This window comes from Halobacterium sp. DL1 (assembly GCA_000230955.3).
GTDB lineage: Archaea > Halobacteriota > Halobacteria > Halobacteriales > Halobacteriaceae > Halobacterium.
Window position 1 is genome coordinate 1,439,109 of the sequence record CP007060.1, and the last position, 24,822, is coordinate 1,463,930.

General features: G+C 65.2%; 28 protein-coding genes and 1 pseudogene. 9 read left to right on the forward strand and 20 right to left on the reverse strand.

Translation table 11 applies throughout. The features are described 5' to 3' along the window. Positions 1 to 52 precede the first annotated feature (52 nt). Positions 53 to 1,119, reverse strand: a pseudogene (locus HALDL1_09020) (oxidoreductase). 136 nt (positions 1,120 to 1,255) lie between these two features. On the opposite strand from HALDL1_09020, the gene HALDL1_09025 reads away from it, so the two are divergent. Then, the gene (locus HALDL1_09025; GenBank protein AHG05260.1) at positions 1,256 to 1,942 is read left to right on the forward strand and encodes a hypothetical protein; all 687 of its coding nucleotides are present in this window, start codon (positions 1,256 to 1,258) and stop codon (positions 1,940 to 1,942) included. Position 1,943: 1 nt separating this feature from the next. Here the strand turns inward: HALDL1_09025 and HALDL1_09030 are convergent, their stop codons facing one another. Then, positions 1,944 to 2,174, reverse strand: coding sequence for a hypothetical protein (locus HALDL1_09030; protein ID AHG03726.1), 231 nt, complete (start codon positions 2,172 to 2,174; stop codon positions 1,944 to 1,946). A gap of 122 nt (positions 2,175 to 2,296) precedes the next feature. Here HALDL1_09030 and HALDL1_09035 point away from each other — a divergent pair, with 122 nt between their 5' ends. Beyond that, positions 2,297 to 3,166: a hypothetical protein gene (locus HALDL1_09035; protein AHG05261.1), complete on the forward strand. Its 870-nt coding sequence runs from the start codon at positions 2,297 to 2,299 to the stop codon at positions 3,164 to 3,166. Positions 3,167 to 3,264: 98 nt separating this feature from the next. Here HALDL1_09035 and HALDL1_09040 read toward each other — a convergent pair whose 3' ends face one another. Beyond that, complete coding sequence (locus HALDL1_09040; GenBank protein AHG03727.1) at positions 3,265 to 4,041, reverse strand: hydrolase; 777 nt, start codon at positions 4,039 to 4,041, stop codon at positions 3,265 to 3,267. 47 nt (positions 4,042 to 4,088) lie between these two features. Next, the gene (locus HALDL1_09045) at positions 4,089 to 4,889 is read right to left on the reverse strand and encodes a transporter (GenBank protein ID AHG03728.1); all 801 of its coding nucleotides are present in this window, start codon (positions 4,887 to 4,889) and stop codon (positions 4,089 to 4,091) included. Between the two features lie 106 nt (positions 4,890 to 4,995). On the opposite strand from HALDL1_09045, the gene HALDL1_09050 reads away from it, so the two are divergent. Continuing rightward, positions 4,996 to 5,298, forward strand: a complete 303-nt coding sequence (locus HALDL1_09050) for a nucleotide pyrophosphohydrolase (GenBank protein AHG03729.1) — start codon at positions 4,996 to 4,998, stop codon at positions 5,296 to 5,298. Between the two features lie 306 nt (positions 5,299 to 5,604). Here the strand turns inward: HALDL1_09050 and HALDL1_09055 are convergent, their stop codons facing one another. Then, complete coding sequence (locus tag HALDL1_09055) at positions 5,605 to 6,003, reverse strand: purine-binding chemotaxis protein cheW2 (GenBank protein AHG03730.1); 399 nt, start codon at positions 6,001 to 6,003, stop codon at positions 5,605 to 5,607. Positions 6,004 to 6,091: 88 nt separating this feature from the next. Here HALDL1_09055 and HALDL1_09060 point away from each other — a divergent pair, with 88 nt between their 5' ends. Then, positions 6,092 to 6,433, forward strand: coding sequence for an ArsR family transcriptional regulator (locus HALDL1_09060; protein ID AHG03731.1), 342 nt, complete (start codon positions 6,092 to 6,094; stop codon positions 6,431 to 6,433). Between the two features lie 69 nt (positions 6,434 to 6,502). Beyond that, positions 6,503 to 6,784, forward strand: a complete 282-nt coding sequence (locus HALDL1_09065) for a hypothetical protein (protein ID AHG03732.1) — start codon at positions 6,503 to 6,505, stop codon at positions 6,782 to 6,784. 10 nt (positions 6,785 to 6,794) lie between these two features. Here HALDL1_09065 and HALDL1_09070 read toward each other — a convergent pair whose 3' ends face one another. The 10 genes from HALDL1_09070 to HALDL1_09115 form a co-directional block, all read right to left on the reverse strand. Then, positions 6,795 to 7,742: a cell division inhibitor gene (locus tag HALDL1_09070; GenBank protein ID AHG03733.1), complete on the reverse strand. Its 948-nt coding sequence runs from the start codon at positions 7,740 to 7,742 to the stop codon at positions 6,795 to 6,797. Positions 7,743 to 7,787: 45 nt separating this feature from the next. Next, positions 7,788 to 9,521: a flagellar assembly protein J gene (locus HALDL1_09075; protein ID AHG03734.1), complete on the reverse strand. Its 1,734-nt coding sequence runs from the start codon at positions 9,519 to 9,521 to the stop codon at positions 7,788 to 7,790. A gap of 1 nt (position 9,522) precedes the next feature. Further along, positions 9,523 to 11,412 (reverse strand): hypothetical protein, encoded by a 1,890-nt coding sequence (locus HALDL1_09080; GenBank protein ID AHG03735.1) that lies wholly within the window; start codon positions 11,410 to 11,412, stop codon positions 9,523 to 9,525. A 9-nt stretch (positions 11,413 to 11,421) separates the two neighbouring features. Then, positions 11,422 to 12,192 (reverse strand): ATPase, encoded by a 771-nt coding sequence (locus tag HALDL1_09085; protein ID AHG03736.1) that lies wholly within the window; start codon positions 12,190 to 12,192, stop codon positions 11,422 to 11,424. Next, positions 12,189 to 12,644 carry a flagellar protein G gene (locus HALDL1_09090; GenBank protein ID AHG03737.1) on the reverse strand — a complete coding sequence of 152 codons (456 nt, stop codon included), beginning with the start codon at positions 12,642 to 12,644 and terminating at the stop codon, positions 12,189 to 12,191. Before HALDL1_09090 ends, HALDL1_09085 begins: the two co-directional genes overlap by 4 nt. After that, entirely contained in the window at positions 12,645 to 13,082 is a 438-nt protein-coding gene (locus tag HALDL1_09095; GenBank protein AHG03738.1) for a fla cluster protein flaF, read from the reverse strand. Then, positions 13,066 to 14,394, reverse strand: coding sequence for a fla cluster protein flaCE (locus HALDL1_09100; protein AHG03739.1), 1,329 nt, complete (start codon positions 14,392 to 14,394; stop codon positions 13,066 to 13,068). The genes HALDL1_09095 and HALDL1_09100 overlap by 17 nt, the downstream gene beginning before the upstream one ends. A gap of 96 nt (positions 14,395 to 14,490) precedes the next feature. Continuing rightward, positions 14,491 to 14,961 (reverse strand): flagella E, encoded by a 471-nt coding sequence (locus tag HALDL1_09105; GenBank protein ID AHG03740.1) that lies wholly within the window; start codon positions 14,959 to 14,961, stop codon positions 14,491 to 14,493. Continuing rightward, entirely contained in the window at positions 14,958 to 16,850 is a 1,893-nt protein-coding gene (locus HALDL1_09110; protein ID AHG03741.1) for a chemotaxis protein, read from the reverse strand. Before HALDL1_09110 ends, HALDL1_09105 begins: the two co-directional genes overlap by 4 nt. An 81-nt stretch (positions 16,851 to 16,931) precedes the next feature. Next, complete coding sequence (locus tag HALDL1_09115; GenBank protein AHG03742.1) at positions 16,932 to 17,165, reverse strand: hypothetical protein; 234 nt, start codon at positions 17,163 to 17,165, stop codon at positions 16,932 to 16,934. A 156-nt stretch (positions 17,166 to 17,321) separates the two neighbouring features. On the opposite strand from HALDL1_09115, the gene HALDL1_09120 reads away from it, so the two are divergent. The 4 genes from HALDL1_09120 to HALDL1_09135 all read left to right on the forward strand — a co-directional run bounded on the left by HALDL1_09120 (position 17,322) and on the right by HALDL1_09135 (position 20,885). Further along, positions 17,322 to 17,897 carry a flagellin gene (locus HALDL1_09120; GenBank protein ID AHG03743.1) on the forward strand — a complete coding sequence of 192 codons (576 nt, stop codon included), beginning with the start codon at positions 17,322 to 17,324 and terminating at the stop codon, positions 17,895 to 17,897. A 2-nt stretch (positions 17,898 to 17,899) separates the two neighbouring features. Further along, positions 17,900 to 18,553, forward strand: a complete 654-nt coding sequence (locus HALDL1_09125) for a flagellin (protein ID AHG03744.1) — start codon at positions 17,900 to 17,902, stop codon at positions 18,551 to 18,553. Positions 18,554 to 18,623: 70 nt separating this feature from the next. Beyond that, positions 18,624 to 19,844 (forward strand): phycocyanin alpha phycocyanobilin lyase, encoded by a 1,221-nt coding sequence (locus HALDL1_09130; GenBank protein ID AHG03745.1) that lies wholly within the window; start codon positions 18,624 to 18,626, stop codon positions 19,842 to 19,844. A 171-nt stretch (positions 19,845 to 20,015) separates the two neighbouring features. Next, positions 20,016 to 20,885: a hypothetical protein gene (locus HALDL1_09135; protein ID AHG03746.1), complete on the forward strand. Its 870-nt coding sequence runs from the start codon at positions 20,016 to 20,018 to the stop codon at positions 20,883 to 20,885. 36 nt (positions 20,886 to 20,921) lie between these two features. Here the strand turns inward: HALDL1_09135 and HALDL1_09140 are convergent, their stop codons facing one another. From HALDL1_09140 to HALDL1_09160, 5 genes are read right to left on the reverse strand one after another with little or no spacing between them, the layout of a single operon-like run. After that, positions 20,922 to 21,785: a hypothetical protein gene (locus HALDL1_09140; protein ID AHG03747.1), complete on the reverse strand. Its 864-nt coding sequence runs from the start codon at positions 21,783 to 21,785 to the stop codon at positions 20,922 to 20,924. Positions 21,786 to 21,831: 46 nt separating this feature from the next. Next, positions 21,832 to 22,635, reverse strand: coding sequence for a chemotaxis protein CheR (locus HALDL1_09145; GenBank protein ID AHG03748.1), 804 nt, complete (start codon positions 22,633 to 22,635; stop codon positions 21,832 to 21,834). Continuing rightward, complete coding sequence (locus HALDL1_09150) at positions 22,632 to 23,096, reverse strand: chemotaxis protein CheD (protein AHG03749.1); 465 nt, start codon at positions 23,094 to 23,096, stop codon at positions 22,632 to 22,634. The genes HALDL1_09145 and HALDL1_09150 overlap by 4 nt, the downstream gene beginning before the upstream one ends. Next, entirely contained in the window at positions 23,093 to 24,232 is a 1,140-nt protein-coding gene (locus HALDL1_09155; GenBank protein AHG03750.1) for a chemotaxis protein CheC, read from the reverse strand. Before HALDL1_09155 ends, HALDL1_09150 begins: the two co-directional genes overlap by 4 nt. 1 nt (position 24,233) lies before the next feature. After that, the gene (locus HALDL1_09160) at positions 24,234 to 24,821 is read right to left on the reverse strand and encodes a chemotaxis protein (GenBank protein ID AHG03751.1); all 588 of its coding nucleotides are present in this window, start codon (positions 24,819 to 24,821) and stop codon (positions 24,234 to 24,236) included. Position 24,822: the final 1 nt, after the last annotated feature.

Sequence of the window (24,822 nt, forward strand, 5' to 3'; positions counted from 1 at the left end):
CGTACCGCTTCAAGCTACCGGGAGCGTGTGAACGGGTCGTGAGGCGCGCGGCTCAGAAGCCGCGGCGGTACTGGACGGGCACGTCCACTGCGTCCTCGCAGCCGAGGTCATGGGCGGCGTGCAGCGGGAAGTAGGGGTCGCGGAGGAACTCTCGGCCGACGACGGCGAGGTCCGCGCGCCGGTCCGGATGCCGCCAACCGTGCCGACCTTGATGGATGTCTCACGCTCGTCGCGGATGCGCTCGGCGAACCGGACCTGGTAGTTCGGCCCGACCCAGTCGATCTCCTGGTCGGGGTGGATGCCGCCCGAGGAGACGTCTATCAGGTCGGCGCCAGCCTCGTAGAGGTCGTCCGCGAGTCGGACGGACTGCTCGATGTCCCAGGAGTCCCTGTCGTCGAGCCAGTCGGTCGCGGAGATGCGGACGAATACGGGGGCGTCCTCGCCCCACTCCTCGCGGACTGTCTCGGTCACCTCGTGAACGAGGCGCGTCCGGTTCTCGAATCTGCCACCGTACTCGTCCTCGCGGTGGTTCGCGACCGGTGAGAGGAACTCGTGGAGGAGGTAGCCGTGGGCGGCGTGAATCTCCGCCACCTCGAAGCCGGCGTCTCGGGCGCGTCGCGCGGCCGTCCGGAACGATTTGACGACGGCGTCGATGCCGTCGCGGTCGAGTTTCCGGGTGGCCCGCTGGTCGTCCTCGTAGGGGTAGGGTTCGTCGCTCGGGGCGACGACGTCCCAGCCGCCCTCCCCGGGACCGAGCGGACCGCGGTCGTCCCACGGACGGGCCGTCGAACCTTTTCGTCCCGCGTGGGCGAGCTGAATCGCCGGCGTCGCGCCCTGCGAGCGGACGAACTCCGCGATGGGTGCCAGCGCGTCGGCGTGTTCGTCGCTCCAGATGCCCAGGTCCTCGGGGGAGATGCGGCCGCGGGGTTCGACCGCCGTAGCTTCCGTCATCACGACGCCCGCACCGCCGACGGCGCGGGAGCCGAGGTGTGTGCGGTGCCACTCCGTCGCCAGGCCGTCCCGGTCTTCGCAGGAGTACTGGCACATCGGGGACACCATCAGCCGGTTGCGGATCGTCGCCTCGCGGATTTCCAGCGGCGAGAACAGGTCGGCCGTCATTGTCCGTGGTACCGGTCCGGGCGGTTTATCGGTGATGGAGAGCGGCGTGCTTGCCGGCTTCGATTCGAGATCAGCTTTATCTAACAACTCCCTCACCAAATATTTATCAAAGTGGTTGCCGTGGATACAGGTACAGATGGCAGATACTGCGTCCGACCGCGGGTGGGCCGACTCCCCGGTAGCATTCGGCGACGCGCTCGACGAACTGAAGACCACGGGATGCATGCTCCTCGTCGTCCAGCCAGCCAACGGCGACGGGGGCCACGCGGGCTGTGACCGGATGCTCGGCTCGGACGTTTTGGCCGACAGGCGCCGACTGTTCGTCCGGACCGACACCGCACACGCCGACGGTCACGGCGCCGCGACCCACCAGTCGACGGACGACAGTCAGACCGTGGTCCTCGACACGACCGCCCGCGGTGCGACGGCCGCTCAGGGGAACGACGCCACACCGGCGTCTTCCACCACTGTCACCGACGACCTGGCCTCCCTCGCGGACGCGGCGGAGTCGGAACTGGACGCGCTCGCACCCGCCAGCGGCTTCGACACGGGAGAGCTACGGGTCTGCGTGGACTCCTTCGGCAGTCTGCTCGCTGCCGAGGACCTCGCCGCCGCGGCGAACTGCGTCGAGCGACTTCAGCGCGCCATCACCGTGCGGGGCGGGATGGGGCACCTCCACGTCAGCCGCCAGGTCCCGGCGACCGCCGTGGAGGCGCTGCTCCCGCTGTTCGACGCCGTCGTGGAGGTCGCCGACGACGAAAGCCCACGCCAGCGCTGGCACCTCCTCGACGAGTCGTTGTCGACGTCCTGGCTCGAACTGTAAGCTACGGCGCTTCGTCGCCCTCGCTCGTTGCCATTTCGTAGTTCTCGTCGCCGTCCGTCTCATCGCTTGTATCTGCTCCAGACTCCGCGACCGATATCTCCGCCTCGACCGCTATCTCGAGACCGGGCTCCTCCAGTTCGGCCTCGAACGTCTCGGTGTCTTCGACTTCGACCTCTAGTTCCGACGAGTCGACCTCGATCTCTACCTCCGTCTCGACGTGGGTGTCTGCCATGCCCCCAGTTACGCGTTGGACGTGGAAAACGTCTGGCCGCGGACAGGGGTCGACGTAGCCCTCGGTCGACACCCTCCACCCCGAGTTATATGTCGTCTCACCACACACTGTCGGACGATTCGATGACGACCGAGGAGACTGGTGTCGACTCGCGCACTGTCGGCGAGGCGCTCGACGCCATAGAAGACGGTGCTGACGCCCTGAGCGTCCCCGGAGAGACCGAGGAGACCGCGGGCGCCGTCTTCCGCCGGCACCGGGAACAGCGCGAGACACACCCCTACTCAGTCGAGACGACGGCGGCCGCGTGCCTCTACGTGGCTTGCAAGGTCGAACGGGTGCCGCGGACCGTCGACGAGGTGGTGGACGCGACGGGGGCCGACCGCACCCACCTGTTGCGCCGCGCGAAGGAAGTGACCAGTGAACTCGACATCGACCTCTCCGGGTTCGCGGACGCAACGCGGTACGTCGAGCGGTACGTCGGGGAACTCGAGCTCCCCGGGGACGTCGCGGCGCGCGCGAGCGACATCGTGGACGCCTGTGAGGACGCCGGTATCGCGGGCGGGAAGTCCCCGAGCGGGTGGGCGGCGGCCGCCGTCTACAACGCCTGCGTGGAGGCGGACATGAAGGTCCGCCAGGACACGCTCACGGAGCTCGCGGACGTGACCCACGTCACCATCAGGAACCGCTACCAGGAGCAACGCGAACTACTGTACGAGCAGAACCCACCCCCCGAGACGGCGGACGAGGCGATAGACTGGTACTGCGAACACCTCCCAGCCTCGGAGTACGTCGCGACGGCCGCCCGCGACCTGCTCTCGACCGCCGCTGGGAGTCAGGACCTCGACGACGCGCCTGCTGTGTGGGCCGCCGCGGCACTCCGTGTCGCTGGCGAGCGCGCTGGCGCACCCATCGGGATGAAGGCGCTCAAGACGCCGGTCCGCTGCGCGTCCTCGGCCATCCACGAGCGCGAGCAGGCCTTCGAGAACTGCTGAGTGCTGCTGCTATCCTCGGTAGTCCTTGGTGCGACGGTCGTCCCAGCCAGGTAGGGTGCTACCAGTGGTATTGAGCGAGCAGCGCCGGTGTCGGTTAGCTACGAATCCTCGGCGAACACGGGGATGAATTCGCGCTGCTCGGCCAGGATGTCGGGGTCGAGGTCCGCGACGAGCGTGCGGTCGTCGCGGTTCAGCGACGCGCTGACTGCGCCGTCCGGGCGCACGACTGCCGACCGACCGGCGTACTCGACGACCGGCGAGTCCGGGAGTTCGCGCCGTCCCGTGCGGCCACAGCCGACCACCCAGCGCACGCCGTCGAGCGCGCGGGCCCGCAGGAGGAGCCGCCAGTTCTCGCTGTAGGAACCGGGCCACGCGCCGACGACGAACAGCGCGTCGACGCGGTCGCGGGCGAACGCCGCGCTCACCTCCACGAAGTTGAGGTCGTAGCAGGTCACGATGCCCGCCTCGCCGACGGGCGTCTCGACAGTGACTGCCTCCTCGCCTGCCGAGAGCACACCGCGCTCGCCCGCCCAGCGGTTTCGCTTCCGGTAGAACGTCCGGTCGCCGTCCGGCGCGACGTAGACGGCGGTGTTGTAGTACTCCTCGCTGGCGTCCTCGACGAACCCGGCGAGTACGGCGACGTCGTAGTCGGCGGCGTAGGCTGCGAGTCGGTCGAGTTCCTCCCCCTCCCGGTCGAGCGCGGCGTCGTAGACTCGTTCGTCGGCGACGAAGCCGGTGAGCGCGTACTCCGGGAACAGCGCGACGTCGACGCTGTTGTCGAGGCCGGCGAGACGCTCGCCGACGGTGGCGAGGTTGGCCGCCGGGTCGAGGTCCGCGACGTCGGTCTGGCAGGCGGCGACGGTTGGAGTCGGCACACCCTCGACTCCGCGGGCACTCGGCAAAAGTCCGGCGCTCCGGCCGCTCAGGTGACGAACAGCATCGGCACCATCCCCGCGACGCCGAGGACGAGACCGGTCGCCAGTTCGCGTGCACCGCCGCCCGGGAGGCGCTCGCCGACCTCCCTGGCCTCCGGGATGAACTCGTGGAGGACGAGGAACACCATCGCGCCGCCCGCGAAGCCGAAGCCGACGGGGAGCAACGTCCGTGCGACCTGGACGAACGCGTACGCGAGCACCGCGCCGATGGGCTGGGGGACGCTGGTGAACACCGCGACCCCGACCAGTTTCCAGCGGCGCGCGCCGTGTTCGTGGAGCGGGATGGAGACGGCCAGCCCCTCTGGGACGTTGTGGATGGAGATGGCGATGGTCATGAAGACGGCGAGCAGCGGGACGGTGAACCCGAGAATCGGGAACCCGCCATCCAGTCCCATGTCGGCGAAGGAGACGCCGACGGCGACGCCCTCGGGGAACGAGTGGACGGTGAGGACGCCCGCGATGAGCACGAGTTTCTTGAAGTCTGCCTCGGCAATCTCCCGTGGCGCGAACTCGTAGCTGTGGATAATGCGGTCGGCAGCGAGGACGAGGACGACGCCCACTGCAGCGCCCGCAGCCACTTCGAGTGGCGTCCCGTAGTTGAGCCCCTCCCGGAACAGCCCGAACCCGGAGGCCGATAGCATGATGCCGGAGGCTAGCCCCCAGAGGCCGACGCGCCAGCGGTCGTCGACGTCGTCGACGAAGAAGAACGGGAGGGCACCCAGTCCCGTGGCGAGTGCCGTCAGCAACCCGGCGACGAAGACGAAGGCCAGCGTACCCGTCAGTTCCATACCGCGACCTACGCAGACGTGACGAATATCGCTTTTGCTTCCGAGAAAATATATTCGGGTAGCCTAAAACCAGGCGAGTGAAGCAGGGGGTCGCGACTAGGGAGGTATGGACGAGCAAGCGCGCGTCGCCGCGTTCCTCGACGGCAACGACCTCCGCGCACCCCCCGAGAATCGCGTCCTCGACCTCGCTAGCGAGGTCGGCGAACTCGCGAAGAACGTCAACGAGAGCACCGACTACGGCGCTTGTGAGGGCGCCGACGTCGAGCGCGACGAACTCGGTGACGCCCTGTTCTGCCTGCTCGCACTGGCCGACGAGCTCGACTACGACGCGGGCGCGGCCGTCGACGAAGCGCTCGCGAAGTACGAGGACCGCATCGAGGAGAGCGGCGGCGCAGGTTCCGGCGCGTAACAACTACAGCACCACCACCGGTTTCACGCCATCTGATTGTCAACGTCGCGTCTCACAGCGCCACACCGACACGCGACAGGGCGAACTGAGCGAGTACTCCGAACCGTCCAGGGACTCGGCGGCGCCCCTCCGGAGCAGCGTTCAGAACGATCACCGAGATGGAGGTGCACATCGTGGCCGTACAGCCGTACGCGCTGCCGGCCGTCGGACGTGCGGAGAATCTCGTTCGCGGCAGTTGATTCAGACGCGGAGGTTGTTGAACTGATACCGGGGCTCCTCAACGACTACGGTGACTTGGACGGACTCCTACACCAGGGCGTTGGGTTCGACCCAGACGACGAAACGGTCCTCGCGCCTGACGACGCCCCGAGTCGTTTCCGAAGCAGCCGAATCGTCGAGCTCGGCTTCGCTGACGGACTCCACCTCGTGGACGTTGTCGACCAGCAGGCCGGTCGCGTCGTGGTCCGAGAGTACGACGATGCGCTGGCCGTCCGGCTCCCCGTCGACCTCCAGGTTGACCCGTGGGTCGACGACTGTCGTCGTCTCGCCGCGCAGGTCGACGACGCCGACGACGTTCGCGTCGGCGTTCGGGATCTGGGTCACGTCCTCCGTCGCGTCGACGATCTCGTCCACGTGTCCGATGTCTATACAGTAGCGACCGTCGTCCAGCGAGAACTCCAGCACGTCCGTCTCTTCGTCAGCCATACGGAGGTCTCTGCAACCGACCAGATTAAGCGTTGGGTCTACAACAGGCCCGACAGTCTTTTTTCCCCCCGCTCCCATCCTTCGCTCGATGGAGCCGGTGGACGTGTTGCGGGTACTCGGTAACAAGTACAACGCCGAGATACTCGAAGCAACGCACGCCCCGAAATCCGCCCAGGAGCTCAGCGAGGAGCTCGACATCCCTATCGCAACAAGCTACCGCCGAATCGAGGAGCTGAGCGACCACGACCTCCTCAAACTCGAGGGGAAGGAGCTCTCCGACGAGGGGCGCCGCACGAAAGTGTACCGGCGGCAGATAGACGAAATAACCGTCAAGTTCGGCGTCGACGAGACGCGCGTCGACACCACCGAACGCACAGAGGCCAAGAACGCGCTCGTCGACGTGTGGAGCGACCTTCGTTCCGAAGGCTAATTCTCCTAGGTAATAACTGCGGCCACAGATTTATACGCGGTGTAGGTGACCACTGTACGACACTTGGATATGCGCCTCATCGAAGCACTCTACCTCGTGTTCAGTGGCACGCTCACTGCAGCCGGCCTCAGCATGGTCTGGTTCGCGGTCCGCGCCTACCGGAACACCGGACGGTCCGCCATGCTCTACCTCTCCGTGGGGTTCGGACTCGTCGTCGCCGCCGCGCTCGGCACGACGCTGCTCGCCTTCCTCACGGGGTTCGAACAGACACGTTCGCTGCTGACGGCGAACTACCTCCTCACGACCGCAGGGTACATCTGCGTGATGTACAGCATCGTCATCCGCGACTGAAGGGGTCCGCTCAGGAGAAGCGAGACTTCACGCGGTCGAACAGTTTTACGCGCCGCTCGGAGGCGTCCGGACTCTCGTCGAGGCCCGCCTCCTCGATTAGCTCTTCCAGGGAGATCTCGTAGACGGGCCCCTCCTCCGCTGCCTCTTCTGGCTGGCCCGCCGGTTCCGCCGTCTCTCCCGTGTCGGGGTCGACCCACTCGAAGCCCGCGTCGGGCGTCGTGGTCGGCTCCATCCCCACGCTGTCCGCGAGCTTCGCGGCGAGACGGTCGTAGGCCCGCGCTGCCGGGCTCTCCGGTTTGATGTCGACGACCGGCCGGCTCTTGCGCACGGCCAGTTTTACCGCGTCGTCGTGGGGAACGCTGGCCGTCACTGCCTCCGTCGTGCCGAGCGCGGCAGCGATGCCCTCGACGTCGTCGAAGCCGCCGTCGCCGGTCCGGGTGAACACCGCGCCGACGACCGGTTTCTCCAGCTTGGTCACCAGCTGCCCGGTCTTCGTCGCGTCGGTCAGTGACGCGAGCTCGGCGGTCGTGACCAGCAACACGCCGTCGGCGACGCTCATCGCCATCGCGATGTCGTAGCTCAGGCCCGCTCCCGCGTCCAGCAACACCACGTCGTTGCGGGCCCGGAGGTAGTTCACCACGCGGTGCAGCGACTTGGCGTCAGCCTCGGCGAACTGCTCGAGTTCCGTGGAGCCAGGGACGAGGGTGAGGCCGTTCGTGTCGTAGGCAGCCTCCGCTGGCGACGCTTCGCCCGCGAGGACGTCGTGAAGCGTCTTGTCGGGGTCGACGCCGAGCAGCCCCGCGAGGTTCGCCATCCCGAGGTCGACGTCGACGAGGGCCACGTCGAACCCGTCGTTGGCGAGCGCGACTCCGAGATTCGCAGTCGTCGTCGACTTCCCGACGCCACCCTTCCCGCTGGCGACGGCGAACACGTACCCGTCGCCTCCGGCCTCGTTCATCTATCGCCACGTAGCGGGGTACAGTACATAAGTGTGGCTCCGTCGTCAGACCGCCAGCAGCGACCCGACTAGCTCCAGGGTCAGCGCCGCGATGACGGCCGAAATCCACGTCATCGCGACGAAGTGGACGTAGGCGTTGACCTTGTGGCCGCCGTCGATGACCCGGATCATCAGCGAGGAGAGCACCGCGTTGACCAGGATGGTCACCACCAGCAGGTACTCGATCAGCTGGATGTCGTACACCTCGGTGTTGATGATGCTGCCGACGTTGAACGCGGGGTTCGAGAAGTCAAGTCCGAGTCCCGAGATGACGTCGACGATGCCGAGGCCGATGAAGAACGCGAACGTCGCGGCTGCGGTGATACCGTAGAGGACGCCGATCATCGTCGAGACGGACTGCGAGCGGCGCTGGCGCAACTGCAGCACCTCGCTCATGTTCCGCGAGATGAGCTCTCCCAGGTTTTTGGGCTCCCCGCCCATCTGGCGCCCGATGAGGTACATCTCGCTGAACTTCTGGATGAGGTAGGAGTGAGCGTCCGCAGTGAAGTGCCGCCACGCCAGGGAGGCGTCGAGGCGGAGGTTCAACCGCTTGTAGAGGTCGTCGACCAGCCCCGAGAGCGCGCCGAAGTTCTTGTCGCGCAGCGTCTCCAGAACCCGAGTGGTCGTGGTCTGGCGGGCCGTCTCGCTGGCCCCCAGTCCGCGGATGAAACTCGTGAACGAGTCGTCGCGGTCCTTCACGCGCTCCTCCTCGAAGTGCGCGAGGATGCCGGGGATGAGCAGCGGCGTCGTCGGCACCGCGGCGTACAGCGGGAGCGGGACCGACCGGGGGTCGACGCTCGTCCACCTGAACAGGACCGCCATCACGCCGACGACGGCCGCCACGGAGAGCAACCCGCCGACCGCCGTCGCGCCCCGGAGCTTCCACTCCGTCCACGTCGTCCGGTTCTCCGGGAAGTACCACAGCGGGTCGCTCGGCGCGACCGTGTAGATGGCGTAAAGGAAGCCGATCTGGATGAACGAGTAGAGCACGACGACGGCGGACACCGTCATGGTCGGGTTCGTCCCGGAGAGGATGGGCAGGACGGTTGCGAACACGAGCGCGAACGTCACGGACAGCACCATGGACAGGTAGAGGTCCTTCATCACCTGGAGGTTCTCCAGTTGCCCCTCGTAGGCTGTCACGTAGTTCCGAATGATGGCATCCTGCTCGGTGGTCAGGTACGACTCCAGGCTCTCCCCGGAGTTGATCGTGTACGCGAGCCGGTCGAGGAAGTCGGCCAGCAGGTCGCTGGGAACCTTGTTCGCGCGCATCCGGCAGGCGTCGTCGAGGCTCTGGTTCCAGGCGTCGATGAGCTGGACGATGCGGCGGGCCTCCTCTGCGAGCGGTCCGTACTCTTCCTCGGCACCGATGCGGCGGAACACCTCCACCCGGTCGATGTTCGTCGTCGACAGCACCGTCATGTGAGTGACGAACAGGTGGAAGCGATTCTCCATGCGCGTCCGGCGCTGGTCGAGTCGGATCTTCGGGTAGAGCACCGCCGCCACCAGGCCGAGCAGGCCGAGCATCGGTATCGGCAGCGTGAGGAATATCGGCAGGTCGAAGACCACCACCGAGACGACCGAGAAGATGAAGAACAGCACTCCCGGCGCGACGATGAACAGCACGTACTGGAACGTCGGCATCGGCATCTGCCGGTAGGACTCCAGCACCGAGTCCACGATGTCCCCGAGCTCCAGATTCTCCAGCGTGCCTGTCGCTTCGACTTCCTCGGTGGACATGTTAGAACCCGCGCGAGATGGTGAACGGTAGCCCCTCGACCCCGTCCCGCTGGAACGCCGCGATGGTGTCGTTGAAGTCGTGGTAGCCGATCAGGTCCTCCTGGATGATGCGCTCGATGATCTCCGCGCGGAAGTCCATCTCGTCGTAGATTTCGCGGGTGTCGGCGTAGCCCAACAGGGTCGCAATCTGCTCTTCGAGTACGTAGGAGTTGTTCCGGCCCTGGAAGACGATCTCGTCCTCGACGGGGTCCCAGTAGAACGCCTGCCGGGTGACGACCCCGCCCATCTCCTTGGAGTACCCCTCGATCTCCTGCACCGAGGTGACACGGCGCAGGACGTCGTCGCCCTGTTTGACGCGGTTCTGGAACAGCGCCACGTCGGCGTTGTCCATGAACGTCTCCGGGACGTTGATTGGTTCACCGGTGAACCGCTGAATCATCGAGACAATGTCGCTGGCGTGGAACGTCAGCATCACGGGGTGACCGGTCTGGGCTGCCTGGAACGCCATGCGACCCTCGGCGCCACGCACCTCACCGACGACGATGTAGTCGGGGCGGGAACGGAGCGCCGCCGCGACCAGGTCGAACATGTCCACGTCTGCGGAGTTCTCCCCTTGCCCCTCGCGGGTGAGCAGTTGCTGCCACGTCTCGTGGGGCGGGATGACCTCCGCGGTGTCCTCCGCGGTGTAAATCTTCGAGTCCCGCGGGATGAACGACATGATGGAGTTCAGTGTCGTCGTCTTCCCGGACGCCGTCTCCCCGACGACGAACACCGTCTGCTCGTTCTCAAGGCAGAGCCAGAGGTAGGCAGCCAGTTCCGGCGACAGCGTCCCCCACTTCGTAATCTGGCCGACTGACAGCGGCACGTCGTCGCCCTGGCGGATGGTGAGCGACGGCCCCTTCAGCGAGACGTCGTCGCTGTAGATGATGTTGATACGGGAGCCGTCCGGGAGCGTCGAGTCCACGATCGGGTCGGAGTCCGACACCGGGTCACCCATGCGTTCGCCGATGTTCCGCAGCCAGCTGTCGAACTCCTCGGGGGTGCCGAAGTCCACGGTGGTCTCGAGCATCCCGTAGGTGCCGTGGTCGACGTAGCAGCCGCTGGGCCCGATGACGTGAACGTCCTCGTTGTACGGGTCGCGCATCACCGGTTCGAGCGGTCCGAGTCCGACGATGTCCCGGTTCAGCTGGTAGCGGATGTTCTCGTAGGTCGTCTGGTCGACGGGGATGCGCCCGAACCCGAACGCCTCCTCGAGAGCCTCTCGCATCACCGGCACTGCAGCACGGAACTGGTTCGCGAAGCTGGTCGGCGCCGACGCGACCCGGCGGGCCCCCGCCTTCACCTGCTGTGTGGAGAGGTCGCCGGAGTCCATCGACATCTGCCCGCGCTCGTCGCTGACCATCGTGTCCGCGACCGACGAGGAGTCGAAGTTCCGCACCAGCGAGCCGAGGTTGTTCGGGAGCTGGCGGACGCGGTGGAAGACTCCCATCTCGTCCTCGTCGTTGATGCGAACCGTCTCTTCCAGGAGTTCCTCGATGCGGTCGTCGTACTCAGCCTCCGCCTCCGGAGCGGGCTTCTGGACGGACTTCTCTAGGATGCGTTCCTGGACGTTGGCGAACACCGCGGCCTCGGGCCCGGAGAGCTCCGGTTCGATGGTGTAGTACTTCGTGTCCTTCCCCAGGTCGCCGTAGACGTGGCAGTAGATGGGGCCGCCCACGGGGTAGAGCACGTTCGGCTTGTCGGCCTCCCAGTCGTCGTCCGGTTCGTCGATGAGCTCCGGGAACTCGCCCGTGAACTGCTTGAACCGCTGGAGGTACTCGCGCAGATGGGTGTAACGACTCGCGGTCTCCCGGAGTTCGTGCCCGATCTGTCTACTCCCGTGGTCTGCCATGGTGATTTCCTACGCCACACTGCGACTCTCGATGACGATACCGGTCCCGGACCGAACCGAGTACCCGATCGTGTCACCGACCTGCTCGCCCATGCCGGCGAACCGGCGTACGGCGATCGAACGGCGGACGTCGTTGCCGACCTCTACCATCTGTAACTCGAGGTAGACGTCGGCAATCGAGCGGAACGGCCCGATTGCTTCCTCGTCCACCGTACTCGGGTCCACCGTCAAAACGATGACCTTCCCCTGCGAGACGACGTCCCTGAAGAACGAGATGATCTCGAGGGCCGCCTGCCGCTCGTCGTTCTGACGGACGAGCGCCTCGAACTGCGGGTCGTTCCGGAGGATGGCGTCGAACGTGTCGATGATGACGGTGTCGGCCTGCCACATCTTCTCCGCCTCCATCAGCCGCTTCAGTAGCTGTTTCCGGTTCCCCTCGTCGTCCTCGTCCATGTCGGTCGTCCGGAGCGCGCTCTGTCCAGTGTCCACGTCGGCGTGGAAGAACAGCAGGTCCTCGTTCAGGAGGTGCTCCTCGACGTCGTAGCTCAGCGAGTGCATCTGGTCGATGAAACCGCGAACCGTCAGCTCCGTCGAGACCAGCGTCACGGAGTGGTCCTCCTCGCAGAAGCCGTGCGTGAACCGCTGGCTCATGGCGGACTTCCCCGCGCCGTAGTCGCCCTCGATGAGGACGATGCTGCCGCCGGGAATCCCACCGCCCAGCTCGTTGTTCAGTCGGTCGTGCGCGTCCAGGCCGAGGGAGTAGAGATTTCTCGTGCTCATGTAGTTCTGAACTCCAACACCTCCTCGTCACCGTGCACGATGACCACGATGCGGTGGTCGCCGCTTTCCAAGTCGACGCCCGTCGCGTTCACGCGAGCGACATTACCCGGGGTCCAGCTAGTTCCGTCGACGACCTCGACCGTCAGTCCGGTCTGGTACTGGCCGTCGACGATGAACTCCACGATGTCCGGGTCGGCCCCCAGGCTGTTCGACCCCGTGTTTTTCAGTAGCACCGTCAGGTTGTTGCTGCCGTCGTCGTAGATCGAGTCCGGGCTCCCTGCGTCGCTGATGATCTCGACGTCTGTCTGAATCTCCTTGCTCACGTCCACGCTCCTGTCGCCGAGAGCGTCGCTGAGCCGCTGGACGCCGTTCGTCATCGTGCCCGCGACGGACGCCGCTACCAGGATGCTCGCGATGAATATGATGAGCGTCGACGAGGACACGCTGGCCACTCAGACCACCCCCGTCGCAGTGACCCCGGTCGACGTCACGACCTTCACGCGAGAGGGTTCAGCACTCAAGTTCACCTCGATACTGTACGTCTCTCCCGGGAGCCACAGCGTCGTGTTCGACTGACCGTCGACGGTCCAGTTCTCGTAGCTGTCGCGGCTGTAGAACTCGCCGTCGACGAGCAGGTCGGTCTCGTTCACCGACAACGATGTAGCACCCTCGTTGGTCACGTTCACCGTCAGTATGTCGTCAGTGGAGTTGTACGTTGTGTTCGTGACGTTTACCTCGGTGTTACGTTGCTCGAGGACGCGCTCCCCGTGACCGGCGTCGGCGTCCTGCACCCGTTCGTAGCCGTTGTAGGCCGCCGAGTAGAGGATTCCGACGCTGACGAAAGCGGCGATGAACAGGATCGCCGCCGAGCCACTAACGCTGAATCCCATTCCTGTGGAGGTCCTCACAGCGGTCGACGATGGCACGCTCGATGTCGTCGCTGGCCAGCTCCTCGATGTAGTCCAGGCTCTTCAGGTGGTCGTCCATCGTCAGTTCCGTCGTCCCGAACTCCTCTCGGTAGAGGTAGTCCGAGTCCGTGAGCCCCTCCAGGTAGTCGAACAGCTGGTCCCGGACCGGCTCGCCGATCCAGCCGATCCGCTCGTAGTAGTTCAGCGTGCGCACCGTGTTCTTCGGGCCGAAGTCGGTGAGCAAGTAGTCCAGCCACTCGAGACAGATCACGTCCCCGAGGTAGCCCTTCGGTGGATCGACGAGGTGTGGCCCCTCGCCGCGCGTCCGCAGACCAAGCGCCGGGGCCTCCTCACTCGCTTCGTTCGGACCCGTGTCCGCCTCTGTCTCTCCGAACTCGAACCCATCCTCTTCGGCGTCGTCCTCGGCACCTGCCTCCGCTTCGAGGTCGGAGTCGTCGAACCCGAGGTCGGGCTTCTCGTCGGCCTCGATACCCTCGTCGTCGGGCGCTTCGCCCTCGGCCCAGTCGGCGTCTCCGGACTCGTACTCCTCCTTGAGTTCGTCGAAGGACGTCCCGTCACCGCTGCCGCCGTCGTCTGCTTCGCCCTCTTCTTCGTCGGCTTCGAAGTCGTCGAACCCGTCCATGTCACCAGTCTCCTCGTCCAGTTCCGCCTCGTCCTCGAACTTCCCGAACTCGTCCATCTCCTCGTCGTCCTCGAGATCCTCCATCCCGTCGTCTAAGGCGTCGTCCTCGAAGAAGTCGTCCGCGTCCGCGTCCGCGATGTCCGAGTCGAGGTCGTCGTCGGCCGTCTCTTCCGCTTCCTCCTCGTCGAACAGGCCGAAACTCTGTCCGGCAGCGTCACCGCCGCCGCCCATCGCGTCCGGATTCACGTCGTCGACGAACGGGTTGACGCCGCGAGTCACCATCTCGTAGATCTCGAGGAGTTTGCGGACGTTCTCCTCGACGTCCTCGACGCTCTCGGAGATCTGTTCGTTCTCGCTACGGACGGTGTTCGCCTTCGACGCGACGTTCGACACCTCGGTCTCGAGTTCCTCGATGCGGTGTTCGAGTTCGTTGACAGAGGAGTCCTGCATTCCCCCACCTCCACCGCCGTCGTCGTCCATATCGTCGAACGACCCGAACTCGTCGTCGAAATCGTCGTCCATTCCGAACTCCTCGTCACCCTCGGAGTCCCCCGACCCCTCGTCGTCATCGAGCCAACTGGCCATACCGACGGCCAGCGCCCCGAACTGCAGGAGAATGAGGGCAGTCGGGGTGAGGTGGATAAACTTCATCGGGATAATACACGAGAGTCCCGCGTAATTAATGTTCTCCCCCAGTTCTCAATTCGATGAATCGGATAGGGGGCGCTTATACAGCGAGTACGACCGCTACTCCATCGAGGCTAGACGGGCGATGAAGACGAGGCTCAGCACGTGGTCGGCCATTCCGAGGTCCGCGTGGGCTTCCTCGTCCGCCGGTCCCGCGAAGCCCCGGACGTGGTTGCGCAGTTTCTCGCTCGCTTCCTCGCCGACCCAGCCGATGTTCTCGTAGTAGTCGAGGGCCTGCAGCGAACGCTTGACGCCGCCCCGCTCGAGGAGGAACTCGAGCCACTCGAAGAGTGTAATCTCGGCGGCGTACTTCCCCGGCATGGTCTGCAGGTACGGGCGTTCGAGTCGGTCCTCGCTCGCACTCGACTGCATGAACAGGAGCTGCTTCAGCTGTCCCGACCGGACGGACTCGTCGGTCTCCTGTTCCTGTTCGGCGAGCCGTCGCTTCAGCTCGCGGATGTTCTCGTCGTCACCCTGCTGGGCGGCGGTGCGTAGTTCCTCCGGGTCGTACTCGCGTGGGTTGAGCGTCATTTGGTGTTCTCCTCCGTGTTAGTGAGCTGGTCGACGCGCTCGTTCAGTTCGCGAACTGCGCGCGACTGCTCCTGCGTGGCGCTGACGATTCGTTCGGACGCGTCCGCGGCGCCCTCGGCCTGGTCCTGGACCTCCTCGATGGTGACGATGACGTCCTCGACCGTCGAGGCCTGCTCGTCGTTCGCCCGAGCGACCTCCGTGATACCGGTCGCAGCCTCGTCGACGGCTTCGGCGATCTCTTCGAGCGCCGTCAGTGCGTCGTCTATCTCGTCGCCCGCGCGGTGAATCTGCTGGTGGGACTCCTCGACGGCGACCACCGTCTCGTTGGCCTGCTGCTGGACCTCCTCAATGCTCCCCGCGATTCGCTCCGTGTGCGAACGCGTCTCGTTGGCGAGCTCCTTCACCTCGTCTGCGACGACCTCGAAGCCACTACCTGCTTCGCCCGCGCGCGCCGCCTCGATGTTGGCGTTGAGGGCCAGCAGGTTCGTCTGGTCGGCCACCTCCGCGATGACCTCCACGACGTCCTCGATCTCGTCCATCTTCTCCTCGAGTTCGGAGACGCTGTCCACCAGGTCGTCGCTGATGTCGATGACCTCGTTCGTCGCCGTGCTCGCGCCCTTGCTCGCGTCGAGACCACTTTCGGCGGCGGTCTGTGCCTGCTCCGCGGCCGCGGCAACCTGGTCCGAGGACGCCGCGACCTCTTGCATGCTCGCCGAGAAGTTCTGCATCTCGCTGGCCGCGTCCGAGAGCATCTCGTTCTGATCGGTGACGACCGACGCGATCTCGTTCGCCTCGGTCGTCGCCTCCTGGATGGAGGACGCCAGTTCCTGGGTCTTCCCGTCGACTTGCCCGACGAGGCGCTCGAACTGGTCGGCCATAGAGTTCAGGTCGTCGACGACCTGCACCAGCCGGTCGTCGATGTGTCCATCCTGCTCGAACGACGCCCGGGACTCCAGGTGACCGTCCTGCAGTTCCTGCATCGTCGAGCGCAGCTCAGTCACGAGGTCCTCCGTCGCGTTCGCACGCGCGACATCTTCAGTACGGTCGTTGACGGTCTGGACCACGGCGATTAGTTCCCCGCGGTCGAATATCGGTCGAGCACTGAACTCGATCTCGTGCTCGTGGCCCGCTCGCGTCACCATGGTCCCCGAGTCCTCGTAGAGGACGTACTCCCGGTCGGCGCGCGACACGTCGAACTCGACCTCGGCGCTGTTGGGTGCTTCCAGCACCTGCTCGGCCAGCGTCATCGACCGACTCCCGTCTGCGTAGATGGCGTCACAGGCACCTTTCGTGCCGACCGCTTCGTCCGCCGAACAACCCGTTAACTCCTCGAGAGCGTTGTTCCACGCCACGACTTCCCCGTCGACGTCAAGCATGAACACCGGCATCCCGATACCGTCGAGTAGTTCGTCGTCCTCGACGTTCAGTTCGTCTTCGTCTTCGATCCCGGCGTCGCCGAACTCTGCGACACCAGTGGCGGCATCCCGGACGACTGCGGTCATCCCTGCCCGGAGTTCGCCCTCCGCCCGGTTGAGCGACTCCTCGTCGAGCCCCTCTCTGTGGAGCCGGTCGAAGACGGCGTCCACGACGGCATCGACCGACACCTCGTGAGCGGAGACGAACCCCGAAGCGCCGACGCCCGCTGACTCGTAGGCAGGGACGTAGGCTCCCGGGCCAGGCGAGTTCTCTTCGAGGATATCGTCGAGGTGGTCGGCCGCCTCCGGGGGGAGCGACGGGTCGAGCTTGGCGGTGTCCAGCTCGTACCGCTTTCGGACAGCGGCCCCGTGTTTGTCGTGCTCACCGAAGGAGAACTGGCCGGCGTCTGTACCGCCGTCAGTCGCCGTCCGCTCGGACCCTCGCCCGAGCAGTTTCCGAAGGGCACCCAGCATTCGTGGCTAAAGCGGGCAAAGTAGCTATAAAAGATTTCCCCCTCGATTACCAGTGCTTAGAATCGGGTAGCGGAACCCTACTCACGCGTGCGTGAAGACAACTAATCGCTCAGCCTCCCGAAGGAGACAGAACTGGAGGGAGTGGTCGGGGGAGAGCGTTTTCGTCCGCTCGGTAGTTGCCAGTACCTCGTCGAACGGTTCCTCGCAGACTGGACAGTCGACGTCGTCCCTGTTCTCTAGGAGTCTCGTCTCACCGCTATCCCTGAGCAGCTTCAACCGGTGGCGGAGTCCCTCGAGGTCGATGCTTGCTGCCATACGTAGTCGGGTTTACACTCTCTCTTAGCTCTTTTGCTGGCTACTAACGGGGTTTTTCAGCGATGATAACCACGCCCATAGACTTTAGTACAGTTGTCGGAATTTTCGGACTAAGCCCCAAGCAGACCCGTTCGGGTGGGGGCGAACCACAAAACAATGTTCGAGTTCATCACAGACGAGGAAGAGCGTGGTCAGGTGGGGATCGGGACGCTCATCGTGTTCATCGCGATGGTCCTGGTCGCCGCAATCGCCGCGGGCGTCCTCATCAACACCGCCGGTTTCCTGCAGACGAAAAGTGAAGCAACCGGTGAGGAAGCAACCGCGCAGGTATCGAATCGCGTCACCGTCGTTTCGGCGGCCGGTAACGTCACGGATAATCAAGATATCGACTTTGTGAACGTGACGGTCATGCGTGCGGCGGGCGCCGAGAACATCAACCTCTCGGAGGCCACCGTCCAGTGGATTGGTCCAGCTACGGCTACAACCCTGACGCATGGTGACTCCGCAAACGCTACGCAGTTCGACACGGTAGACGTGAAAGGTGACAACAATCCGGTCCTGACAACTCAGGATAGCCGGATTAACATCGTCATCAATTCCACGGCGGTTGGTGGAGGTCTCGGTGGCGGCCAGCAGGCCCAGCTGACGATCACAACGCAGTTCGGTTCGCAGACCGAGTATTGGGTCAGCGTGCCCGAATCGCTACAGGGGAAGAACGTCGTGAAACTGTAACGATGTTCGAGTTCATCACAGACGAGGAAGAGCGTGGTCAGGTGGGGATCGGGACGCTCATCGTGTTCATCGCGATGGTCCTGGTCGCCGCAATCGCCGCGGGCGTCCTCATCAACACCGCTGGCTTCCTGCAGACGAAAAGCGAAGCCACCGGTGAAGAAGCGAGTGCACAGGTATCGAACCGCGTGACCGTCATCTCCGCGACGGGGAATGTCAACACGGTCAACGACGACGACTCGGTCACGAACGAGACGATCCAGTACGTGAACGTGACGGTGATGCGTGCGTCCGGCGCGGACAACATCAACCTCTCGGAGGCCACCGTCCAGTGGATTGGCCCGGACAACGCCGAAACGCTCACTAACGGTCCGAAGAGTGCTTCGGGGACGAACGCCACACACTTCGCGACCGTGACTGTGAACGGTGAGAGCGAGGACGTCCTCGATAGCCAAGAGACGCGCATCAAGCTCGTATTGAATGCGACGGCTATCCGGAACCCTGGCTCCACCGACTGGGGCGCGAACGGTAACAACATCACTGGTCTCGCTGAGGGAGAGACCGCTCAGATTGAAATCACGACCCAGTACGGTTCGACGACTCCGTACTGGATTTCCGCGCCGGAGTCCCTGCAGGGCAAGCAGGCCGTCAAGCTGTAGCGGCTCCACCTTTTCTGTCGTATCGCCGTCTGAACGTCACGATTTTGTAGTGGCACTACAATCGGTAGGTGTGCCATCGCTGTACGGACTGGAGCGCTCCGGCGACGTCGAGAAGCTAGTGGAGCTACTCCGGGAAAGCGAGAAACCGACGGTCCGACGTCGAGCGGCCGAGATTCTGGGGAACCTCGACGACCCCGAGTCGGAAGGTATCGACGCGCTCGTGGGCGCGATGAGCGACGACGACGAGACAGTGCGCGCGGAGGCCATCGACGCACTCACCCAGCAGGAGGCCGTGGATGCCCTGATGAAGGGGCTCGGCCAGAAGGTGCCGGACTCCGGCGCGACGTGGGCGCAGGCCGAAGCATTCGTGGAGAACCTCACGTCGGATTCTACGGAGCTTCGCATGGCGGCGGCGAACGTTCTCGGTCTCCTCGGGGTGGAGGATTCTGCCCGACCGCTCGCAAAGCGCCTGCAGTCCGAACCGCATCCAGAGGTACGGTCGCGAATCGCGCGGTCGCTCGGCCGTGTCGGCGAGCCAGCCGTCACGAACGTTCTGGTCGACTGCCTCCACGACCAGCCGCTGAAAGTGCGTCGGGAGGCCGCGGAGTCACTCGGTCGGCTCACGTCGAAGGACGCACTCGGTGGCCTACTGACGGTGGTCGACGACGAGAGCGAGGCGATGCGACGGACGGCGGTGAGTTCGCTCGGCCAGTTCGAGAACGCCGAACCCGTGGACGCACTAGTCGAACGGCTCGGGGATCAAAGTGACCTTGTCAGACGTGCGGCCGTCTTCTCGCTAATCGAGATCCTCTCGAACGTGCCACCGGACCAGAGTCACGAGCTCCGCGAGACCATCGTCGACCGGATGGCCGAGCGCAGCGACCCGAGCATCGTCGCGTCGCTGATCGAGATCATCGAGGAGGGGACGCAGACCCACCAGCGGCGGAACGCGACGTGGATGCTGGGTCGGGTCGCGGGCAGCCAGTCGACGAAGATCGAGGCTATCGAGGCACTCCGGGACGTGCTCGGTGAGGACGACGACCTGATATCGCAGTTCGCTGCAACCGGGCTGTCGGAGATCGGCGGCCGGTCCGTGGAGACGTCGCTCCTGGAGGTCGTCGAGACCGACGAGTACGGCGGCGACGCCGTCGCGATGGCGGCGTTCGCTCTCGGGAAGGTGGGCGGCGACCGGTCGCGGCAGCGCCTCGAGAAACTCGTCGAGGAGACAGAGAGCGACGAGGTTCGACGCCGGGCGTTCTCGGCGATATCGAAACTGGGCGGCCACTCCTGACCGTTCTCGGAAACCGGACTCGTCGCCGGACGGCGATTTCAGACGCGAGAATCGCACGCAAAGCATTAAATACGCCACCTGAATAGTGTCGTCCGACATGAGTACGGAGGCGTCGCGTCGGCGCGAAATCGGCGTGACCGCGGCACGCACAGCCACGCTCGCAGGTGAGGAATGAGCGAGTCCGAATACAAGATCGCCGACGGAGCGGGCAAGTTCCTGCAGGCTGTCAAGGATGGCCGCAGATTGAAGGACGCGGCGTGGACCAACGGCCGCATCCTGCTGTCGAACAAGCGCATCGTGCTGGCGGGTAACGACGGCAAGCGCAACCTCCCACTGTCGGGGGTCGCCAGCCTGAGCGGTCGGTACGACGTGAACCAGACAGTCGCACAGGTTAGTGACTACGTGAGCATCCAGATGAACGACGAGAGCGTGCTGTTGCTCTCGATGGGGGAGAACACCGAGGATTTCGAGGGAAAACTGTACGGCGCGCTCCTCGACCAGACGGAGATGCTCGTCAAGCACCCTGCGGTGAAGGGTGGCGTCGTGCAGGACGAATCCTTCGAGCGCGCGCGAATCAAGGTAGAAGCCGACCAGTTGAGCGTCGCGATGTCGAGCGGTTCGTTCGTTTCGGTCGAACTCCACGACGTTGGCTCGGCGGAGGCGGCTTCTCTGGACGTCAAGGGCGAGAAGAGTCCAGTGTTGAAGGTCGAACACACCGTCGACGACGCGAGCGTGCAGACGTACTTCTCCAGTGACTCCCACACCTGTTCGATTCTGGAGTCGCTGCTGAGCAAGGAGGCCCGGAAGAGTCAGGGGTCCGTCGACCTGTCGGAGACGGAGAAACGCGTGCTGATGGCGCTGTACTCCGGCGTCTCCTCGTTCGAGATTCCGGACTTCCTGGGGATGGACGTCGACGAGGTGGAGAGCATCTTCGAGCGCCTCATCGAGGTGGACGTCCTCGAGGAGGTGCGCAAGCGACGGGAGGTTTCGATGAAGACCCGCGGCCGGAACATCGCGAGCGAAGCGATCAACGAGGAGTAGCGGTCACCGTTCTGCAGTCGCCCGTCCGTCGACGTCTCAGAAGTTCACGTCTTCGATGTGTTCGCTGACGGCGGCGCGCCCGAGTTTCGTGAGCGTCACGCCGTCGCTGTCCTCGACGAGGCCCTCATCGACGAGGCTGTTGAGGAGCATCGTCACCCGACTGGCGTCGATGCCGAGAACGGCCGCGAGGCTGGCCTCCGGCCCGCTGGAGTAGATAGCGACCAGCGCTTCCACCTCGTCGGTGGTGAGGCTGATGTCTTTCAGTTCCTGCTTGAGGTGCGTGTACCGCAGGCGGATGAACCGACCGAGAAGGTTCATTTTCCGGCCGGAGTCGAGCGCGAGTTCCGTCGTTACGGTGCCGGTTCCACCCATGTGGCGGACGGAGAGTAGCTGTCTGCTGGAGCCGTTGACGTTCCGTTCGACACGCTCGAAGTGCGTGACCGTCGAGAGGTCGATGCTGGCGCCGACATTGCCACGGAGCCCGACAGTCCCGGGCGAGAGGAACAGCTCCCCCGACTCGAAGGACCGTTCGGTGACGCGGCCACCGCGACGTGCCGGGTGTTTCGCGTAGACAGCGGAGCCGTTGAGCAGGCCCTTGAAGACGAGCGTGACGAACTTGTCGACGGTGTCGCCGGCGCCCTCGATGACAGCGACGTGTTTCTCACCGCCGCGTTCGTAAGCCACGGTGACGGTGTCTTCGAAGAACTCCGCGAGGTCGCGAGGCGCGGTGTCGTGCTGGACGTCGAAGACGCCAGCGAGGGGGATGGTCACGCTAGCGTCCTCGGTTGCGAGGACGATGCGGCGTTTGCTCATCACGACGCGGCCGCGAACGGGTTCGGCGTGCGTGGCCGTATCCGGGATGAACGACGTCACGAAGTCTGCGATTGCTGATTCCGACATGCTCCCCCAGTCTCGAAACCGAATCGTCGCGGGGACCGAATAAGCGTTACTCTACGTCGGAGAGTCGGCGGTAGATTCGGATGCGTGGGTCCGCAGCCTCGAAGCGCTCTTTGACCTCGCCTGGGAGGGTCTCCGTCTGCCCGAGGACGAGGTGGCCGCCCTCGTCGAGTGACTGGCTGACGGTGTCGAGGATCGGTAGCTTGTACTGCTTGTCGATGTAGATGCAGACGTTCCGGCAGGCCACGAGGTCGAAACCGGACTTCGGGTCGTCGGTGATGAGGTCGTGGCGCTCGAAGCGGACCAGGTCCTTCACGTGGTCGGCGACGACGAACCCGCGTTCGCCCTCGCGCTCGACGTACTCCATCGGGTGGTCGAGGAAGCTCAACTGGTCCTCGATGTCCGCGGTCCGCGTGCTCTCGTAGCGACCCTGTCTGGCGCGGTCGAGGGCGTCCTCGTCGATGTCCGTCGCCAGGATGCGGACGTTCTGGGGCTCTAGTCCGGCGTCGAGGGCGAGCATCGCGATGGAGTAGGGCTCGCGGCCGTCGGCGCAGGCAGCGCTCCAGATGGAGAGCGTCCCGTCGGTGGATTCGAGGAGGACGTCGCGGAGCGCGGCCCACACCTTCCGGTCGCGGAAGAACTGGGTCACGTTGACGCTGAGCGTGTCCAGCAGTTCCGCGCGCTCGTCGTGGTCGTCAGTGCGCAACATCTCCAGGTAGTCGTCGTAGCTCTCGGTGTCCCGCCGGCGCATACGGGCAGAGATGCGCCGGTCGAGGTAGGCGTCGTCGTAGTAGCTGGTGGCGAACTCCGTCTCCCGTTCGATGAACGCCAGCAGGTCCTCGAAGTCGGTCAAATCACTTCCACCTCGGAGTCGACACGGTTGATGGTGACGTCGCCGCTGGCGGGACAAAAGGACACCGACCGGCCGTCGTTGCCACCCGTCTCCGCGGCGAGTAACTGGACGTTTGCGGCGTCGAGCGCGCGGTTGGCGGCGTCGACGTTGCGCTGGCCGACTGCCTCACCGACGGAGATGTCCAGCATCGAGCTCCCCCCGACGAGTTTGGCCGCGAGGTTCCCCGGAGAGGCGCCCCGTCCGGCCATCGCGTCGACCATCTCTTCGAGGCCGGAATCGACGTACTTCGAGGGCTTGTCCACCGGGTCGGGAGCCGCCGGGAGCATCGCGTGGAGCAGTCCGCCGACCCCCGCCTCGGGGTCGTAGACCGCGACCGCGACACAGGAGCCGAGACCGCTGGTGACGAGCGTTGACCCGTTCGTCGCGACGCGCCAGTCGGCCACGCCGACTCGGACAGTCACGCGCTCTCACCAGCTGTGTCGGTGAGCTGTTCGGCAATCTGCCCGACGGTGTCTGCGTCCTCGGGGCTCGGGAACGCACAGACCCGACAGGTCAGGCCGTCTCCCAGTGCGACCGTCGTGTTCACGACGGCGATGGCGTCCGCGTGCTGTCCGTAGGCCGCGGCCACGGTGTCGAGGACGGCCCGGCCGTCGTCGTGCACGTGCGACGGTGTGGAGACGTCGATGGTCGTCTCCAGCGCGTTCGCCCACCGGTCGATGAAGCCGCTGGCGGTGACGTTGCCGAGTTCCGCGACGGCGCTCTCCGCGAGTGCCGGGTCCGGGTCCGACTCGTCGAGCATCGTGTCCGCGACGGCGCCGGATTCGCCCTCCTCGAACAGGATGGCGATGACGCTGTCGACCGGGCCCTCGCTCTCGAACACCGCGCCCTCGTAGGCAGCGTCGTCGAGCAGCGACGGGACGCGCTCTACCGGAACGAAGTCGATGTGGGACTCGACGGTGTCGGCGTCGACCCCCGTCATCGCCGCGAGGTGGGATTCGACGGCCGCCGCGCTCTCGGTGGTCAGGCGCAGGTACGCCGACAGTCCCTCGACGGAGAGCGCTGCGTCGTCGGCCGCGAGGTAATCCGCGAACGACTCGACGTCCGGCACCACTGCGAACCGACAGCGACCCTCAGACCCCGACAGCGAGACCTGGCTCTCGAAGACGAACGCGCAGTCGTCGACCACCGCTGCGTCCTGCACCATCCGGTCCTCGTCGGTGACTTCCAGGGGCGGTTCGATATCGATGGTAGTGTCGGCCCCCTCGGCCCACACGTCCACGAACCCGCTGGTGAGGATGTTCGACACCTCGGGGAGCGCAGCTTCGCCAGTGCTGAGTTCCTCCGCGACCCCCGCTGCGAACGCGTCGTCGAAGGACAGTACCGCCCGTCCCGAGAGCGCGCCGTCGAACCCCACGGTGAAGCGGAACGGGGATTCGCCGAGGAACGTCGACAACTCGCCGGCGTCGACGAGCGCGGTGCGCGTGAGTACGCAGTGAGCTGTGATGCCCGTCAGCGTCTCCAGTGACTCGGCGGCGCGTTCGCCACCTTCGTCACCGGTCCGGCTGAACGAGGCGACGGCTCCGAGGTCCACCCGCATCTCAGATGTCGTTGATCATCGAGACGAACGCCTCGATGTCCGGGAAGGAGTAGATCTTCGCCTCGACGTCGGCGTCGGGCGCGTGGAGCGTGGCGTCGAACACCATCGCGATCTCGTGTTCGCCCGGGTCGACGCAGTGGGCGGCGATTTCGTGGCCCGACGCCCGAATGAGCTGCGGGGTAGAGATGTCGATGGTCCGACCGAGGACGTTCGCCCAGCCGTCGATGAAACCGCTGGTCATGATGTTGCCGACCTCGCGGATGGCCGAGCGCTCCATGTCGCTGTAGGTGCCGCCGTCGCTCTCGATGCCGCCCATCATCGTGCCGGCGACGCGGCGCGCGCTCTCGTCGTCGAACAGCACGAGCACGGAGCCGTAGGGCTGTTCCTTGAGGGGGACGTTGACGCCCACCTGTTTGTCCGCCCCCAGGTGTGCGCCCAGGTCCCCGACGTCGATGACGTTGATCTTCGTGATCTGCATCTCCGTCTCGACCCCGGTCAACTGGCTCATGTTGTCGGCCACCGTGGTCGCACCCGCCCGTGCCAGTTCGTTCACCGTCTGTAACCGCCGAATATCGATCATCGTGCTCATA